Annotated in this window: 14 protein-coding genes; 8 read left to right on the plus strand and 6 right to left on the minus strand. The window is 71.7% G+C overall.

Annotated elements, in window-relative coordinates; genetic code table 11:
* Nucleotides 1–69: 69 nt before the first annotated feature.
* Nucleotides 70–294: a hypothetical protein gene (locus tag BLU95_RS42840; RefSeq protein ID WP_159425277.1), complete on the minus strand. Its 225-nt coding sequence runs from the start codon at nucleotides 292–294 to the stop codon at nucleotides 70–72.
* Between the two features lie 132 nt (nucleotides 295–426).
* On the opposite strand from BLU95_RS42840, the gene BLU95_RS42845 reads away from it, so the two are divergent.
* The gene (locus tag BLU95_RS42845) at nucleotides 427–708 is read left to right on the plus strand and encodes a hypothetical protein (RefSeq protein ID WP_159425278.1); all 282 of its coding nucleotides are present in this window, start codon (nucleotides 427–429) and stop codon (nucleotides 706–708) included.
* Nucleotides 709–785: 77 nt separating this feature from the next.
* Nucleotides 786–1,040 (plus strand): ImuA'/RecA-like NTPase, encoded by a 255-nt coding sequence (locus BLU95_RS45930; RefSeq protein WP_502689779.1) that lies wholly within the window; start codon nucleotides 786–788, stop codon nucleotides 1,038–1,040.
* A 269-nt stretch (nucleotides 1,041–1,309) separates the two neighbouring features.
* On the opposite strand, the gene BLU95_RS41030 is transcribed toward BLU95_RS45930, so the two are convergent.
* Nucleotides 1,310–1,873, minus strand: coding sequence for a hypothetical protein (locus tag BLU95_RS41030; protein WP_093864521.1), 564 nt, complete (start codon nucleotides 1,871–1,873; stop codon nucleotides 1,310–1,312).
* Between the two features lie 907 nt (nucleotides 1,874–2,780).
* On the opposite strand from BLU95_RS41030, the gene BLU95_RS42850 reads away from it, so the two are divergent.
* The 4 genes from BLU95_RS42850 to BLU95_RS41050 all read left to right on the plus strand — a co-directional run bounded on the left by BLU95_RS42850 (nucleotide 2,781) and on the right by BLU95_RS41050 (nucleotide 8,086).
* Nucleotides 2,781–2,954 (plus strand): hypothetical protein, encoded by a 174-nt coding sequence (locus BLU95_RS42850; RefSeq protein ID WP_159425279.1) that lies wholly within the window; start codon nucleotides 2,781–2,783, stop codon nucleotides 2,952–2,954.
* Between the two features lie 366 nt (nucleotides 2,955–3,320).
* A complete protein-coding gene (locus BLU95_RS41035; protein WP_093864522.1) occupies nucleotides 3,321–3,773 on the plus strand; it encodes a peptidoglycan-binding domain-containing protein in 453 nt (150 codons plus the stop codon).
* 51 nt (nucleotides 3,774–3,824) lie between these two features.
* Nucleotides 3,825–4,964, plus strand: a complete 1,140-nt coding sequence (locus BLU95_RS41040; protein WP_159425280.1) for a hypothetical protein — start codon at nucleotides 3,825–3,827, stop codon at nucleotides 4,962–4,964.
* 500 nt (nucleotides 4,965–5,464) lie between these two features.
* On the plus strand, nucleotides 5,465–8,086 hold the full coding sequence (locus BLU95_RS41050; protein WP_231978158.1) for a tetratricopeptide repeat protein: 2,622 nt from the start codon (nucleotides 5,465–5,467) through the stop codon (nucleotides 8,084–8,086).
* Nucleotides 8,087–8,175: 89 nt separating this feature from the next.
* Here the strand turns inward: BLU95_RS41050 and BLU95_RS41055 are convergent, their stop codons facing one another.
* Complete coding sequence (locus BLU95_RS41055) at nucleotides 8,176–8,658, minus strand: helicase associated domain-containing protein (RefSeq protein ID WP_093864525.1); 483 nt, start codon at nucleotides 8,656–8,658, stop codon at nucleotides 8,176–8,178.
* A 356-nt stretch (nucleotides 8,659–9,014) separates the two neighbouring features.
* On the opposite strand from BLU95_RS41055, the gene BLU95_RS41060 reads away from it, so the two are divergent.
* On the plus strand, nucleotides 9,015–9,194 hold the full coding sequence (locus BLU95_RS41060; RefSeq protein WP_093864526.1) for a hypothetical protein: 180 nt from the start codon (nucleotides 9,015–9,017) through the stop codon (nucleotides 9,192–9,194).
* Nucleotides 9,191–11,938: a tetratricopeptide repeat protein gene (locus tag BLU95_RS41065; RefSeq protein WP_231978159.1), complete on the plus strand. Its 2,748-nt coding sequence runs from the start codon at nucleotides 9,191–9,193 to the stop codon at nucleotides 11,936–11,938. Before BLU95_RS41060 ends, BLU95_RS41065 begins: the two co-directional genes overlap by 4 nt.
* Before the next feature lie 754 nt (nucleotides 11,939–12,692).
* Here BLU95_RS41065 and BLU95_RS41070 read toward each other — a convergent pair.
* Genes BLU95_RS41070 through BLU95_RS41080 form a run of 3 tightly spaced genes read right to left on the minus strand, consistent with a single transcriptional unit; the run spans nucleotide 12,693 to nucleotide 16,890 of the window.
* The gene (locus BLU95_RS41070; RefSeq protein ID WP_093864527.1) at nucleotides 12,693–13,784 is read right to left on the minus strand and encodes an AAA family ATPase; all 1,092 of its coding nucleotides are present in this window, start codon (nucleotides 13,782–13,784) and stop codon (nucleotides 12,693–12,695) included.
* Nucleotides 13,781–16,171: a Mu transposase C-terminal domain-containing protein gene (locus BLU95_RS41075; protein WP_093864528.1), complete on the minus strand. Its 2,391-nt coding sequence runs from the start codon at nucleotides 16,169–16,171 to the stop codon at nucleotides 13,781–13,783. The genes BLU95_RS41070 and BLU95_RS41075 overlap by 4 nt, the downstream gene beginning before the upstream one ends.
* Nucleotides 16,171–16,890, minus strand: a complete 720-nt coding sequence (locus tag BLU95_RS41080; RefSeq protein WP_353653529.1) for a TnsA-like heteromeric transposase endonuclease subunit — start codon at nucleotides 16,888–16,890, stop codon at nucleotides 16,171–16,173. Before BLU95_RS41080 ends, BLU95_RS41075 begins: the two co-directional genes overlap by 1 nt.
* Nucleotides 16,891–16,953: the final 63 nt, after the last annotated feature.

Here is a 16,953-nt window from a genome sequence, read left to right on the forward strand (position 1 = left end):
CCTGCGCATCATCTTCGATCCGGTACGCCGCTTCGGCCCGCCGGACCGCACGGACGACCTCACCCTCTCCTACGGCCCGGGCTGGACCACCACGTCCTGGTCGGCGCCGGAAGCCGGTGGCGTCCACCAGCTCCACCACCAGGGTGTGAGGGTCGGCTGGACCGGACCGCTGCGCGAGGGCCCGTGGGGACCGTGCGGCTGGATCGCGGTGATCCTGCTGGCCGACGGCCGCGCCGAGCCGCTGCTCGACGAGTCCGGCCGGCCCGTGCCCACCACGACCAGCGCACGGCCCACGACACCCTCCGCAGCGCCCGCCTGGTTCCGCCGACCGCCACCGCCCGGACCCCGGACACTGACCGCCGAGCCCGCCTCCAGGACGGTGAGGGTGCCGCGCGATCCGCTGCGGGGCGCGGCCTGCCCCGCGGCATGGACGTCCACATCCCCCTCGACCCCGCCATCTTCGGCCACGCCTGGGTGCTCTCCGGCTGGACGGTGCAGCCGGACGTCCTGGTGATCCTCGCAGAGGGCTACCCGGTCGGGTGGGTCGAGCGCGGCCTGGACGGCGGCGACGGCTGGGTCGCGGTCTACGAGGACCACTTCCTCGGCGACCCCGAAATCCAGCGGGCCGCCCTCCCACGACACCCCGGAACTGGCCGCCCGGAGTGTCCTCCAGGCCCACGTCCACAACCTCTGACAGTGATGATGTGACTGGTGGTTCCGCTGATGAGCCTGACTCGCCCTCTGACTGACGTCCACGGCCGCCGGACCGTGCCGTCCGGATCCACGTGGAGGGGGTCTCACCGGCGACCGCGGCCGACCGAAGATCTCCCCGGCACCGACCCGGCCCCCGACGCCTCCCGCGCCAGCACCGGCGCGCCGCCGGCCGGCCCGTCGGCCTCGCGGACCTGGGCGTGGCGGCGGCCGCCGGCTACGGCATCGACCTGCGCCGCCTCCTGGTCGCCGACCACCCCAGCGACCACGCCGTCGAGGTGATCACCGTGCCCGCCGCCTGCCCCGCCGTCCCCGCCGGAAGCCGATAGGCTCCGGGATTCCGGAGGCGCCTGCAACGTGAACCCGGTGGTAACCCCGCTCTCTGACGGTGACCTGGCGTTGAGCCAGCCCTCGAGTGCGCAGTTGGCGACCAGGAACTGGTCCGGGCTGTGCTCGGGGCCGGACAACAGCGGGCCTTGGGCGCACCAACTGCTGAGCGGTCATGGCCGGGCCGGGGGTCGGCCGGTCCGCGGTCGCCGTGTCGGCGACGCCGTCCCGGCCGCCTCCGACACGCCGGCCACCGATCCACCGCCCGGGGTCAGTAGCGGACGTTCGTTCCGTCGGTGCCGCCGGGAGCGTCGTAGGCGCCCGGCGGGACCGTCAGGATGGTGCCGTCGTTGCCCTTGCCACCCCGCCCGGCCGGTTCGCCGTTGCCGCCGTCCCCGCCCTGCACGTAGGCGCGTCCGGCCAGGAGGACCTCGATGGTCCGGTTGTTGCCGTTGCCGCCCCGGCCACCGCCCCCGTCGTAGCCGGAACCGAAGGCCACCCCCCCGCTCCTGCCGCGTCCGCCGATCGCACGGACCGCGACGGTGTCGGGGAAGCCGTCCTCCACGGTGACCTTGCCGTCGTTGCCGTGGCCGCCGTCGCCGCCCTCGCCTGAGGCATCACCGCCGCTGCCCGCTCCACCGACGACGGTGACCGTGCTGCCCGTCCCGCTGCCGATGATGCGCTCGTTGTTGCCGTCACCGCCGTGGCCGCCGTCGCAATCGGCGAGGCCCTGGTACCTGCCGCCGTTCCCGCCGCGTCCACCGGTGGCGCTGATGCTGCCGTGGGCGCTGATGCGACCGTCGTTGCCGATCCCCCGCGCCCTCCGTTCCCGCACGAGCTGCTCCCGTCGGTGTCGTTCGCCGTGCTGTCCCTGCCCTTCGCCCCGTTCCCGCCCGTGACGATCACGATGTCGTTGCCGCCTCCGCCGTAGATCTCCCCGCTGTTGCCCGCCTTCCCCGCGCCCCCGGCGCGAGCAGCCGATCCCCCGGTCACGACGATGGTGTCGTCGCCGCTCCCTCCCCGGACGGTGCCGCGGTTGCCGATCGCGTACTGGGCCCCGTCCGCGTTGATCCGGATGAGGTTCTTGCGGCCGACGCCGTTGACGGTGACCCCGGAAGGGATCGCGGGGCAGTCGATCTCGTTCTCGCCCTCGCTGCCGTTGATCGTCGAACCGGTGACCGAGACCCCGTTGACCTTGCAGGTGACGGTGGCGGCCTGGGCCGGCGTCGCCACCACGACGCTCGTCGCGGCAACGGCCGACAACAGCGGCAGGACCGTCCCCAGACGAAGACGGTTCGGGAACACGGGCCTGTGTGACATGGCAAACCTCCAAGAAGACGTGGCACCAGCCGACCGCGCCGCGGGCCGTCGTTCCGGCGCGGCCGTGCGGGATGTGCCGGGGACCCGACAGCCCCCGTACCACGAAGTACCGGACACCACCGCCCGCTCTCGCACGACAGGCCGAACACCCACACTCAAGACCACACCAACGGCCCCGGCCCCAGGCCCACCCCAACAAACACCGCCTCCCGGCACCCCCAACCGTTGCGCGCGGACCCGGCGACAGGACCACCAGCACACACGGCGCAGGGTCCGCCCCCGTGCGCCCGAACCCGCCAGGCCGCACCCAGCGGCCGAGCTGCTCACCCTCGGACACCGTGTCCAGGGGCGGCCGCGGCCAGTGGACCAGGCCGTCGGTGTCCAGCCACCACAGCCGGGCGGTCGCGTAGGCGCGCTGCCAGGTGACCGGCCACACCGGGCACCACCACGGGTCGGTCTCCTCCAGCGCGCGGTGCCGCTCCGGCGCCAGTGCCCCCTGCTCACCCGCCGGTACCTGCACCCTCCTCGCCGACCGCACCGTCGTCCTCTGGACCCCCGGCGTTCTCACCCCCTCACCGACGCTCTCCACCGCCTAGGAGCACGTACCGCCCTGCTGCCCAAGGACCGTGTCAGCGCCGCCCGCCACGCCGTCACCTCCTGGCGCGCCGACCTCGGCCCCGCCACCGGACGACACCGCACCCCCACCCCATCCGCCACCGCTGACCGCCTCCTGCTGTGTGGCGTGGCGGCCGGAGGGCAGCCGTCCTCGGCGCGGATCGCCGCTGGCGGGTGGCTGACGGACCGTCGGTCGGTGGGTTCCGGCCGGTGCCGAGTTGGCGTGATCCGGTGGGGAGGTGCCCGATTGGTGGCTGTTCGGCGTGACCGGCAGGGGCGACACTGGTACGTGGGCGATCGGTCCTTCGGTGGCCCCGGACGTCGCCCACGATCCCGAGGAGGAGCGTATGCGGTCCAGCTCGATGACGAGGTCCCTCGTCAGCTTCGCCATCGTCGCCGGCATCGTCGTCGGCGGGCCGTCCGTCGCGGCCTTCGCGACGCCCGCGCCGGCCGACCGGCAGGCGGCGGGCGCGCAGGCCGGCGCACGGCTCACCACCGTCGAGAACCTCGGCCTGAACGCCTCGCAGGCCGAGTACCTCCAGGACTGGCTGGCGAGGTACTGGGGCTACCCGGGCGAGATCAACGGCCTGTTGGACACCGAGAGCTGGAAGGCCTTCCAGCGCTTCCTCCAGACGTACTGGAGCTACACCGGTCCGATCGACGGCGCCGTCAGCACCGAGACCATCAAGGCTCTGCAGCGTCGGCTGAAGGCGGAGGAGAGCTACAACGGTCCGATCGACGGCATCGCCGGACCGAGTACCCGGGAGGCGTTCAAGCGCTTCGCCACACCCAAGGACTGAACCCCGCGACGGCCCATGGAGGCGGAGTTGACGGTACGTACCATGGCGACGGTGGCCCTGACGGTGGCGGCCATGCTGCCGGTGGGCACCGCGCAGAGTGTCCGGAGCACCGTCACGGCCGACCGGGTGATGTACCGGCTGCAGCCGCCGGAAGGCTACGCGGCGACCTGGGCTTCGCTGTTGAGCGAGAAGGGCCACGTCGTCGGTTCGGCCCGCGACGCCAGCCAGCAGAACGTTGTCGAGGTCCGGTGGGAGCCCGACGGCCGGGCCACCCCCCTCACCGGCCTGGGCAGCAAATGGGTGACGCCGAGGGCCGTCAACGACGACGGGATCATCGGCGGCTTCGCCTCCACGCCCGACGAGAAGACGCACGCAGTGACATGGGACGCCTCCGGCACGCCCAGGCGCCTCCAGGAACCCGACGGATACCTTCAGAGCCGTGTCGAGGACATCAACAACCAGCACGTGGCGACCGGGACGCTGTCGGACCGCAGTGACGACAGCTGGGCCGCCCGCTGGGACCGCGACGGCAAGCCGACCCTCCTGGAGAAGCCGCCCGGAGCCATCCGCACCTTCGCGACCGGCATCAACGACTCCGGGGAGATCATCGGGCACGCCGTGTTCCCGCACACGATCAGTACAGCCGCAGTGCGCTGGGACCCGAACGGCAAGGCCACGTATCTGGGCATCGGCCCGTACCCCCACATCGCGCACGCATGGGACATCAACAACCGCGGAACGGTCGTCGGCGACACCTACGAGCCGGTCACCGGCGACTCGCGGGCCGCCAGGGCGCTGCGCTGCTGCGTCTTCCGCATGATGGCGGGAGCCTCCGACAACAGCTACGCCTACGAGGTGAACAACCGCGACGTGTTCCTCGGCCGTACCAAGATCGGTGACATCACCCAGACCGTGCGGTGGGACAGCAGCGGCGGCATGGTCGTGATGAAGCCCACCCCCGGCGAAGAGCGGCCCAGCGTGGTCGCGCTGAACGATCCGGGCCTGGCCGTCGGCTCGTCCAAGAGCCACGCCGCCGTCTGGGACACCGCAGGAAACGCAACCCACCTACCCGACGAGATTCCGGGCGGCTCGTATCGCTCCAGGGCAGACAAGATCAATAACGCCGGCCAGATCATCGGCAACGTCGACCACTGGGAATTTCCCTACAGCAGCGCGGTCATCTGGCGCTAGCCCGCCGTTTGACGTACAGCGTCGAACAGGACAGGCCAGGTGATCACTCGTCCGGTGTTCCGGGACGGCGGCACGCCAACCGCGTTGAACCTGTTCCCACGATCCAAGCTTTGGCCCCGGAGAAGGTGCGGTGTCGGCGGCGGCGAGGTCCTGGTCCTCGGCGATGCCGATTGCGGCGAGCAGGTTTTGCCGCTCCTCCCACCGCCGGGCCCGGACCGCTCGGGGGAGGGCGGTTGCCGGGTTCGGGCGCGGCGGGCTGTGTGTCGGGCGTACGCTGCCGTCGGGGTGGACGGGCGGGTGACCGCCGGGGAGTTGTCGCGGGGGTGTGTGGTGGATGCGGCCGTGGTCGTGGTGACGACGGTGCCCGGCGGCCGGCCTGTGGCAGCGGAAGGCGGCGTTCTGTGCTTCGACGGGCACGACGTCGACGTTCGCGCTGCTCGTCCCGGACCCGTCCCCGTGGTCGGCGACGTCCACGGCACCGATCGGAACCGGAGGCGGTTGTGACTCCACCCCCTTGGCCGTGGCGCGGCCGACGCCGGAAGCCGAACGAACAGGCCGGTGTTCCCGCACCCGGCAGCCGACCGGAGGGCATCGGCACCGGCGCCGCCTCCCTGTTCGAGGGGGACGGCGCGTCGGCCTTCAGCGGGGACGGCCTCCCCGTAGCGCGGCGGGACGGTGAGGGCGACGGGCCGGTGTCGGCGGAGCGATCGGATGCTGCGGGGGCTCCGTCCTCGGTGCGGGTGGAGGTGTCGGGGGAGGGGGCTGTCGGTGCGGGGCGCGACATTACCCATTCCGCGATCGGGGCGGGCAGCCGGGTCGAGCACACCGAGGTGGACAACCGGATCGAGAACACCACGGTCGGCCGGGACGTGGTCCAGGTCGGCCGCGACCTCACCATCAACCACACCCACCACCATCCCGCGCCGACGCCCGGGCCGGTGCGGCAGCCGGTACGGGTCGGCACCGTCCCGCCGCTCGCCTCCGCGTTCCAGCCCCGCCCGGGCCTGCAGGAGCAGATCGACCGGGCCCGGGAGCGGAACGCCACCGTGGTCCTCACCCAGGTCCTGTCAGGCGGCGGTGGCGTCGGCAAGTCACAGCTCGCCGCCTTCTGCGTCCACCGGGCCCACACCGACGGGGTGGATGTGCTGGTGTGGGTGGACGCCGCCGAGACCTCGCAGATCATCTCGACCTATGCGCGGGCCGCTGCGAAGGCCGGCGTGCCCGGCGCGGACGGGCAGGACGCCGAACACGACGCGGCGGTGTTCCTGGACTGGCTGGCCGTCACCGACCGCAGTTGGCTGGTGGTGCTGGACGACCTCACCGACCTCGAGAACACCGCCCCGTGGTGGCCGCGGCCGCCCGCCGGCGCGAACGGGCGGGTGCTGGCCACCACCCGCCGTCGCGACGCCCTCGTCACCGGCAACGGCCGCACGATCGTCGATATCGGCACCTACACCACCACCGAGGCCCTCACCTACCTGCACGAGCGCCTCACCGAAGCTGCCAGCTTCCACCTCTTCGACGACCGAGCCGACGACCTCGCGGAGGCACTGGGCCGACTGCCGCTGGCCCTGGCCCACGCCGCCGCCTACATGATCAACGAAGACGTCGACTGCACCACCTACCTCCGCCTGTTCACCGACCGCGCCTCCCGCCTCACCACCCTCCTGCCACCGGGCGCCGACACCGACGGCTACGGCCGCCAGGTCATTGCCTCACTCCTCGTGGCCCTCGACGCCGCCCAGCAACGCGAACCGGCCGGCCTCGCCACCCCCGCGATCCGCCTCGCCGCACACCTCGACCCCGCCGGCCACCCCGACACCCTCTGGGCCACCGACGCCGTCACCCACTACCTCACCACCCACCGCACCCCACCACCCACCGGCACTCCCGACCCCGGACCCGTCACCCCCGACCAGGCCCGCGCCGCCCTGCGCCTGCTCCACCACTACGCCCTCATCACCCACCACACCCACGACACCCACCGCGCGGTGCGCCTGCACGCCCTCACCGCCCGCGCCGCCCGCGAAACCACCCCACCCACCCAACTCCCCGCCACCGTCCACGCCGCAGCCGACGCCCTCTTCGAGACCTGGCCCGAGCACGAGCACACCGCACACGAACTCACTGCCGTCCTGCGCGCCAACACCGACACCCTCGCGAACCTGGCCGGCGACCACCTCTGGCACCCCGACGGCCACCCCGTCCTGTTCACCGCAGGCAACACCCTCACCAGCGCCGGCCTGATCAGTGCCGCCGTCACTCACTGGCAGCGCCTCGCAGCCGATGCCGAACGGTTACTCGGAACCGACGCCCCCGACACCCTGACTGCCCGCAGCAACCTTGCCCTCTCCTACCGGCAAGCGGGGCACACAGGGGAGGCGATCGTGCTCGAGGAGCGGGTGCTGGCCGACCGTGAGCGGCTGCTCGATGAAGACCATCCCGACACCCTGACCGCCCGAGGCAATCTCGCGTCTTCCTACCGGCGGGCGGGGCGTACAGGTGAGGCGATCGACCTGCTGGAGCGGGTGCTGATCGATGCCGAACGGTTGCTCGGAACCGACGCCCCCGACACCCTGGCTGCCCGCGGGAACCTTGCCCTCTCCTACTGGCACGCGGGGCGCACGGGTGAGGCGATCGTGCTCGAGGAGCGGGTGCTGGCCGATGCCGAGGCGTTGTTCGGTGAGGATCATCCCGACACCCTGATCGCCCGCGGGAACCTCGCCTCCTCCTACGGGCGGGCGGGGCGCACGGGTGAGGCGATCGTGCTCGAGGAGCGGGTGCTGGCCGACCGTGAGCGGCTGCTCGGCCATGATCATCCCGACACCCTGACCGCCCGCGGGAACCTTGCCCTCTCCTACTGGCACGCGGGACGTACGGGTGAGGCGATCGACCTGCTGGAGCGGGTGCTGGCCGACCGTGAGCGGCTCCTCGGCCATGATCATCCCGACACCCTGACCGCTTGCGGCAACCTCGCCTCTTCCTACTGGCATGCAGGGCGTACGGGTGAGGCGACCGACCTGCTGGAGCGGGTGCTGGCCGATGCCGAGCGGATCCTCGGCCACGACCACCCCGACACCCGAGCAGCGGCTGACCTGCTCCGGAGTTGGCGCAGTTCCTGACGCCGCAGGACGGAGGCACCCGCCCCCGCACGGGCGGGAGCCACCGTCGCCCGGGCTACGACCGTCCTTCCCGGGCCCGTACAGGCCCGTTACGCCCACTCCACGCCGTGCTCGGCGAGCTGCGCGAGCTGGCCCGGCGACAGCTTTGCCCGGCGGGCCTTCTGGTTGTTCAACCAGGTGCCCAGCGCGAAGTGCGACACCACCACCCGCTCCTCACCGCCCGGCCCGGCCTCCACGGCCTCCACCGCCTCCTTGTGCGGGCGGGGCACTCGGGGATGCCGCTCCCGCTCCCGCTCCACGAACTGGGCGAGCGCGACCAGGCCCTGCTGGAACCGGTCACCGCGGGACACTGTCGGCTTCGCCTCGGCCGCCTGCTTCGCGGCCACCAGCTCGAGGTCCTCCTCGATGCCGACCGCCGACAGCAGATCCCGCTGGTCCTCCTCCAGACCCGGCCAGCCCGCCCGCTGCGCCTGCATCCAACGGCCGAGCTGCTCACCCTCGAACACCGTCTCCACCGGCAGGGTGGTCCAGTCGACGCGCCCGTCCAGGTCGAGCCACCAGGACCTGGCCACGCTCTAGGCACGCTGCCAGGTGACTGGCCACACCGGGCACCACCACGGGTCGATCGCCTCCAGCGCGCGGCGCCGCTCCGGCGCCAGCGCCCCCCTGCTCGCCCGCCGGCACCTGCGCCGCGGCCCGTAGCTCCGACAGCCACGTCCCCGTCGCATACCCGCCGGAGCGCCAGTGCGAGGTGATCCGCGACGCCGGGCACAGTGGTGGGTCGGTCTCCTACGTCGGCTCCTCACGCCGGGCCCGGACGGCGGGAGGGTGATTGGTGGGTTCGGCCGTGGCGGGCTGTGTGTCGGGCGTACGCTGCCGTTGGGGTGGACGGGCGGGTGACTGCCGGGAGTTGTGTCGGGAGTGCGTGGTGGATGCAGCCGTGGTCGTGGTGACGACAGAGCTCGACGTCCGACCCGTAGCAGCGGAAGGCGGCATCCCGTACTTCGACCGGCACGACGTCGACGTTCGCGCTGCTCGTTCCGGACCCGTCACCGTCACCGTCGTCGGCGATGTCCACAGCACCGATCCGAACGGGAGGCGGTTGTGACCCCACCGTCCTGGTCGTGGCGCGGCCGACGCCGGAAGCCGAACGAGCAGGCCGCCGGTCCCGCACCCGGCGGCCCGCCGGAGGGCCCCGGCACCGGCAGCGCCTCTCCGGTCGAGGGGGACGGCGCGCAGGCCTCCAGCGGGGACGGCCTCCCCGCAGCGCCGCAGGACGGTGAGGGCGACGGGCCGGTGCCGGCGGAGCGATCGGATGCTGCGGGGGCTCCGTCCTCGGTGCGGGTCGATGTGTCGGGCGAGGGGGCTGTCGGTGCGGGGCGCGACGTCGCCCATTCCGCGATCGGGGCGGGCAGCCGGGTCGAGCACACCGAGGTGGACAACCGGATCGACCACAGCACCGTCCACGGCGACGTCTACCAGGCCGGGAACCTGACAGTCACCCACCACCACCCCCCGCCACCGACCGGGCCGGTGCGGCGGCCGGTGCGGGTGGGCACGGTGCCGCCGCTCGCCTCCGCGTTCCAGTCCCGCCCGGGCCTGCAGGAGCAGATCGACCGGGCCCGGGAGCGCAACGCGACCGTGGTCCTCACCCAGGTCCTGTCAGGCGGCGGTGGCGTCGGCAAGTCACAGCTCGCCGCCTTCTGCGTCCACCGGGCCCACACCGACGGGGTGGATGTGCTGGTGTGGGTGGACGCCACCGAGATCACCCAGATCATCTCGACGTACGCGGAGGCTGCGGCGAAGGCCGGCGTGCCCGGCGCGGACGGGCAGGACGCGGAGCGCGACGCCGCCGCGTTCCTGGAGTGGCTGGCCGTCACCGATCGCTCCTGGCTGGTGGTGCTGGACGACCTCACCGACCTCGAGAACACCGGGCCGTGGTGGCCCCACCCGCCCGCGGGCACGAATGGGCGGGTGCTGGCCACCACCCGCCGCCGCGACGCCCTCGTCACCGGCAGCGGCCGCGCGATTGTCGACATCGGCACCTACACCACCGACGAAGCCCTCGCCTATCTTCGCGAGCGCCTCGGCGAAGCCGGCGCCGGGCATCTCCTCGACGACCGCGCCGACGACCTGATCGTGGCGCTGGGCGGGCTGCCGCTGGCGCTGGCCCACGCCGCCGCCTACATGATCAACGAGGACGCCGACTGCGCCACCTACCTCCGCCTGTTCACCGACCGCGCCTCGCGTCTGGAGACGTTGCTGCCGCCGGGTGCGGACACCGACGGCTACGGCCGTCAGGTCACCGCCTCGCTCCTCCTGGCCCTCGACGCCGCCCAGCAACGCGAACCGGTGGGCCTGGCCGTCCCAGCGATCCGTCTCGCCGCCCACCTCGACCCCGCGGGCCACCCCGACACCCTCTGGGCCACCGACGCCGCCACCGGCTACCTCACCACCCACCGCATCCCACCACCCCCCGGAACCTCCGACCCTGATCCGGTCACCGCCGGCCAGGCCCGCGCCGCCCTGCGCCTGCTCCACCACTACGCCCTCATCAACCACGACACCCACGACACCAACCGCGCGGTCCGCCTGCACGCCCTCACCGCCCGTGCCACCCGCGAAACCACCCCACCCACCCAACTCCCCGCCACCGTCCACGCCGCAGCCGACGCCCTCGCCGAGACCTGGCCCGAACACGAGCACACCGCCCGCGACCTGACCACCGTCCTGCGCGCCAACACCGACACCCTCACCACCCACGCCGACAACCACCTCTGGCACCCCAACGGCCACCCACTCCTGTTCACCGCGGGCACCAGCCTGAACAACACCGGCCTGTTCGGCGTCGCCGTCACCCACTGGCAGAGCCTCGCAGCCGACGCCGAACGGCTCCTCGGTGGAGAGCATCCCGACACCCTGTCCGCCCGTGCGGGCCTTGCCGTCTCCTACCGGCAGGCTGGGCGTACGGGTGAGGCGACCGACTTGCAGGAGCGGGTGCTGGCCGATTGCGTGCGGCTCCTCGGTGGAGAGCATCCCGACACCCTGTCCGCCCGTGCGGGCCTTGCCGTCTCCTATTGGCAGGCTGGGCGTACGGGTGAGGCGATCGTGCTCGAGGAGCGGGTGCTGGCCGATTACGTGCGGCTCCTCGGTGGAGAGCATCCCGACACCCTGTCCGCCCGTGCGAACCTCGCCGCCTCCTACTACCAGGCTGGGCGTACGGGTGAGGCGACCGACCTGCTGGAGCGGGTGCTGGCCGACCGTGAGCGGCTACTCGGTGGAGAGCATCCCCACACCTTGTCCGCCCGTGCGGGCCTTGCCGCCTCCTATTGGCAGGCTGGGCGTACGGGTGAGGCGATCGTGCTCGAGGAGCGGGTGCTGGTCGACCGTGAGCGGCTCCTCGGTGAGGAGCATCCCGACACCCTGTCCGCCCGTGCGAACCTCGCCGCCTCCTACTACCAGGCTGGGCGTACGGGTGAGGCGATCGACCTGGTGGAGCGGGTGCTGGCCGATTGCCTGCGACTCCTCGGTGGAGAGCATCCCCACACCCTGACCACCCGTGCGAACCTCGCCGCCTCCTACCGGCAGGCTGGGCGTACGGGTGAGGCGATCGTGCTCGAGGAGCGGGTGCTGGTCGACCGTGAGCGGCTCCTCGGTGAGGAGCATCCCGACACCCTGTCCGCCCGTGCGAACCTCGCTGCCTCCTATTGGCAGGCTGGGCGTATGGGTGAGGCGACCGACCTGCTGGAGCGGGTGCTGGCCGACCGTGAGCGGGTGCTTGGACACGACCACCCCGACACCCGAGCGGCTGCCGACCGGCTCCGGAGCTGGCGCAACCCCCTGACGCCGTGACGACTGTGTGGCCTCAGTGGATCTGAAACGCAGTGGGGCTCTTGATGGCCTCTGAACTGGTCTGTTTCACAAGCTGAGAGATCAGGTAGGCGTGCCGTAACAGGGTGCTGGCCTGGTTTTTTGATGGATGGTGCGTCAGGGAGTACTCAGAGCAGGGCATCTGAGCTGCAGTGTTTCAGGAGCTGCAACTACGTTCCAAGGCTTATGAGAACGCCATCAGAGGCTTTGGCTGTTGGGGCTGTCAGTCAGCCTATCGGTGAGGGGGCGGGTGTCAGAGCGGTACCGGCCGGGTGGTTCTGCCTGGGTTTCTGTTGGCGCTGGTGCTGCCAAGGAGTCGGGACTGCAGGAGGCGTGGCCTTGGTGGTTGCATGTGCCCAGGGCTTGCTTGACCAAGGCCACCGCGCACTGTCGGGTGGGGCGCGGCCGGGGCTGCGCTGGCGACAGTAGGGGAGGAAGTCACTCCCGGGCGCTCATGTGGAACGTATGGAGAAGGCCCCGGGGACGACTGTCTCCGTCTCCGGAGGCCTGCCCATGTCCACGGGCAGGCCGGACCCTGCGGACTGGTGTCTGTGTGGCCGGCATGTGAGCGGGCTGCGATGTCCGCTTCTATGACCCGCAGTGAGTGCTGCCGCTGCTTCCGGTTGTTCAAGCTCCGGGAGTGGAGCGGACTGTGTGCTGCGGTCACGGTCCGCTGGTCGGTGGTACCTCGAAGACCGACCAGCGGTTGGGCGGGTGAGGGCCGGGCGCGTGGGGGCTATGGGGTGGGGTCGTTGCGGCCGGCGCGGATCGTGTCGAGGAGTTCCTTGGTGATGGCCTCGCACGTTGGGTCGTCCATAGCGGCCTGGGCTGCCTGGCAGATGAGGAAGGTGAGGGTCTCCATGTAGCCGCCGGTGCGCTTGTGGAGGTAGAGGGCCATCTCCTTGGTGGTGAGCGTGCCCGGCGTGTGCCGGTACAGGCGCAGGTCCCCCTCGATGCGCTGCAGGACGTTGATCCAGTCGCTTCCCTCGCTCTTGCCGAGGGAGACCGGGCCCACCCAGAGCACGGGGATGTCGCTGTCGAAGGAGGCACGTTGGTGCGGCATCCGGCTGCGGTACTTCTGGTAGGCCGAGCGGACGGTCTCCTGGGCGCCGACACCGCAGAAGACGAAGGTGGCCGGAACGTGTTCTTGCAGGGTGAAGAAGTACTGGAAGGCGATGTGGCGCTCGGCTTCGGTGAGCCGGTGGATGCTGTCGATGAGGATCAGCTCGGTCTGGGCCGCTTCCATGACGCGGGTGATCGGCCCGGTCATGTCGACGCTGCGGTCCTCTCGAGCACCGCCCTGAGCACTGGCGCGGGCGGGCTGGACCAAGTGGTTGAGACCGAGGAAGTCGGCGAACGGCAGCGACCAGTGCAGGTTGCTGTCCCGCTCGAGCGGGACGTCGACGTAGACGACCGGGATGCGTTCGGGGTCGACGCCGCGGGCTTCCTCGGCTTGCCCTTGGTGGGCCCGGCCGATGAGGCGCAGCAGCGTGGTCTTGCCGGTGCCGCGGTCCCCGTCGATGGCGATGTTCACCCGGCGGCCCCTGCGCGAGCGGTTGGCCCGCAGGATCCGCCGCGCATCGATCAGGCCCCGCCACAGGTCGTCGGTGTCCACGGGCAGCATCTCGCCGTGGTGGAGCATCCGCGGGTCGCTGTCGCGGACGGGTGTGCCCAGCGGAGCGCAGTCTTGCAGGTCGGGCGCGGCCAGGATGTGGTGGGCGAACTCGTTCCAGCCTTCTTTGGTGGTGAGCCGGGCGGGCCGGTAGGCGCCGGTTACCGCGATGCCGTGGGGGAGCGGAGTGGACCGGATCAGGTCCAGGCGGTTCATGCGGGCTCCTTCGACGGGTCATCAGGGACAGGGGTGCCCGTGGCCGGCCGGCTGTCGGCCCGGGGCGGAGCGGTGAGGTCTCGGAACAGGCCAGCGGCGCTGGCGGCCAGTCGCGGCCGGGAAACTCTGGCCCGTTCGTCGGGGGAGACGAGGCTGGCGGCCTCGTCGTCCGTGGCGGGTGCGGGTTCCTGCCCGGAGACGGGTGTGGCGTCGGCGGAGAGCGTCGGCGTCGCGGGCGACCACTGGCCGGGGAACAGGTTCTTCACCGACGCGTCCAGCACGCGTGCGGCTGCCACGCTCTCCGGAGTGGGGAGCGTGATGCCCTCGTAGGGGTCGACCTCGGGCACCCGCACCGGCAGGTCGGGACCGGTGAACGGGGCAGCGGGCCGTGGGCGTCGCCCTGTCCTGTCCGGGGCGGGCTGGTCCGTGGGCCCGCAGCGGGCGCGCTCGCGCAGTTCCCGCACCGCCTGGGCGATGGCCTGCTGCTGCTCCTTGGTGCTGCCCCGGGCCAGGTGGTGGGCGGTTGCGACCTCCCACTCGTACTGGGTCCACTCGTCGCCGATCTGCTTCTGGTGGATGAACTCGGCCTCGGCCCACTGCCCGTCCCGGTGGTCGTACAGCCACACGTACCGCGGCACGTAGGGGTGATGGCGGATCTCCCAGCGGTGTCCCTGACCGGTGATGCCGGTGTGCAGCCGTGCGTAGGCTTGCAGGGCGTCGCTGTTGTAGGTGCGGTTGTTGATGGTGACGCCCTTCTCGGTGATCACCCGGCGCTCGCACAGCAGCAGCTTGCGGTTCTGCTCCGCGCTCAGCGGCAGCGGCACCTGTCCCTCGCAGGCCACCAGCACCGAGTACATCTGGTTCGGGGTCAGCTTCATGCCGGGCAGCAGCGGGCTGCGGAGCCCGTCGTGCGGGGTCTGCTGCCAGCGCAGGGCGATCCACTCGTCCAGCAGGTCCTGCAACTCGTTGATGCTCCACAGCGGTTGCCGCGCGACCAGCTTGCCGCGCTTGGCCAGGCTGGAGCCGGTGTAGCCGGAAACGTACTGGCAGAACATCTTCTTGATCGCCGAGAACGTCGACTCGATGACCGCCTTGTCGGTGGGGGTGCGCTCCCGCGCCGGCCTGACCGAGATCTGCAGAGAGGTGCACACGTCCACGAAGTGTTCGCTGCGGTAGATCTTCCCGTGGTCGACGACGACCATCTTGGGACGGATCACCGGGCGGGCGGCCGCGCTGGCCATCCGCGGGTCGCAGGCCACCAGGTCCGCGTAGGGCAGGTCGGACTGCTCGGCCAGGGCCAGGGGTGACCAGCCGGCCCGGCCTGGCATCGGGGCGAGGGCCTGCGCGAGCAGGAGCGTCGCGTCGAACGTCCGGGTGGCGCGCCCGCCGAGCCTGCGGCCGCGCGGACCCCGGCCCGGGCTCTTGGGCACGATCATCGCACCGATGATGCTGCGGGTGGCCACGTCGATGGCGCAGGTCAGCTCCGCGCTCACGGTGAATCCGTCGTCGCCGACCGCCAGGATGTCCAGGCCGGTGGAGTCGATCTGCACCTGCTCTCCCAGCATCGTTGCCGTGGTCGGTGTGAACGGCGACGCGGGGGAGTTCTCTTGGTCGAGCCGGTTCTGTACCGGGGCCTGCAGGTAGGCGACGGAGATTCCCAGGCGCTTGATCAGCCGGTAGAACGTCGCTGGTGAGATCGCCAACTTCTCGTACTCGGAGGGGTGTTCCGTGTGGAGCGCGGTCAGCAGCCGCTCGTAGACCCGGTTCGCCCATCCCGAGGACTCGCCGACCGCGAGCCTGACTTCGCGCAGCAGCAACTGGATCACCCGCTCGTCAGTGCGGACCTGTCCGATGGCGAGCCGCGCGAGCCCGGCGACGCCTTGGTCCTGGTAGGACAGGAACTTGCGCCGGATGGTGCTGTTCGACACGCCGCGCCAGCCCAGTGCCCTCAGCTCCGCCGCTTTGGCGGCGAACCGCTCCCGCTGTGACCTCGTCGTCTCGTAGGCGGAGCGTGGCTTCGTGCCTGCTGCCGAGCCGGGCGGGACTCCGTCGCGCAGTTCGACCAGATGCCATTCCCACGCGCGGATCCGCTCGCGTCTGCCCTGATCGAGCACATCGAGGATGTCCACGTCCGGGACCTGCTGCAGCGGCCTGGGCGCGCCGGCCGCGTCGAGGACCGCGAAGTCCGCGGCACCGGTCAGCACTTGGAGGAGCACGGCGGCCGACCTGCAGGGCTCCTGTTCGCACAGCAGCTGCACGCTGGGGCCCCGGACGCCGGCGACAACGTACGCCTCGCCGTCGAACCGGACCCGCTGGCCGGGCTCGAGAGCGCACACGGCTGCCGAACTCTCAACGAGCGGCGGGATGCTGTCCTGAACGGCGGTCATCACGCGTCCTCCGTACTGGTCCACACGGTCGATATCGGCAGCAGCGGCCGGCTCCAGTCGGTCATCAGGTCACCGGTCCACAGCAGGTGGTAGGCACGGGAGTTGCTGCCCGGCAGGAGGCCTGCGGCTGCCACGCCTTCCTGGAGCGGGCGCGGCACGCTGAAGGCCCTTCGCAGTGCGGTCCGCACCCGAGGGTCGCCGAACTCGGCGAACCTGAACGCCGCGGCGCGTTCCAGGCTGGCGATCCGGATCCGGTCAGGCGGCCCAAGTTCGCGCAGGCTCCACCCGGCGGCTTCAGCGGCCACCTGCAGCACCTCGCGTTCGTACCGGCCCCGAGGCCCGGGCCGGGCCGGGTGGACGACCGCCAAGCGCCGCCCGGCACGGGTGCGGGCGAAGAACGCCGGTGCCACCGTGCCCTGTTGGTCCTCGTGCTGCCATCGCAGCCGGACCCGGGAGGCGGTGAAGGCCGTGACCGACGGATCGAAGTCGAGGTATACGGCCCCGCGGCGCTCCACCTCCGTACCGCACTCCACGAGAGTGCCGGTGGTGGACGCCCACCACCCTGTCGCGATGCCCTGCCGCCCCGGGTAGGTCGCAGGGATCGACGACGGGGCCTCCTCCAGTGTTTCCCCGCGCAGAACTCGCGGATCGACCCACGACGCCCCGTCCTCACCAGAGCTCACCGAGGCCCAGACGTCCACCCTGACATTCCTCTCCACAGGAGCTACGCCGCGCTTCGGGCGCAGCGACTTGAGCGTCGCCGGCTCCGGCTGCCGGTACCC

It is taken from the genome of Streptomyces sp. TLI_053, from assembly GCF_900105395.1.
In the GTDB taxonomy this organism is placed as follows: Bacteria; Actinomycetota; Actinomycetes; order Streptomycetales; family Streptomycetaceae; genus Kitasatospora.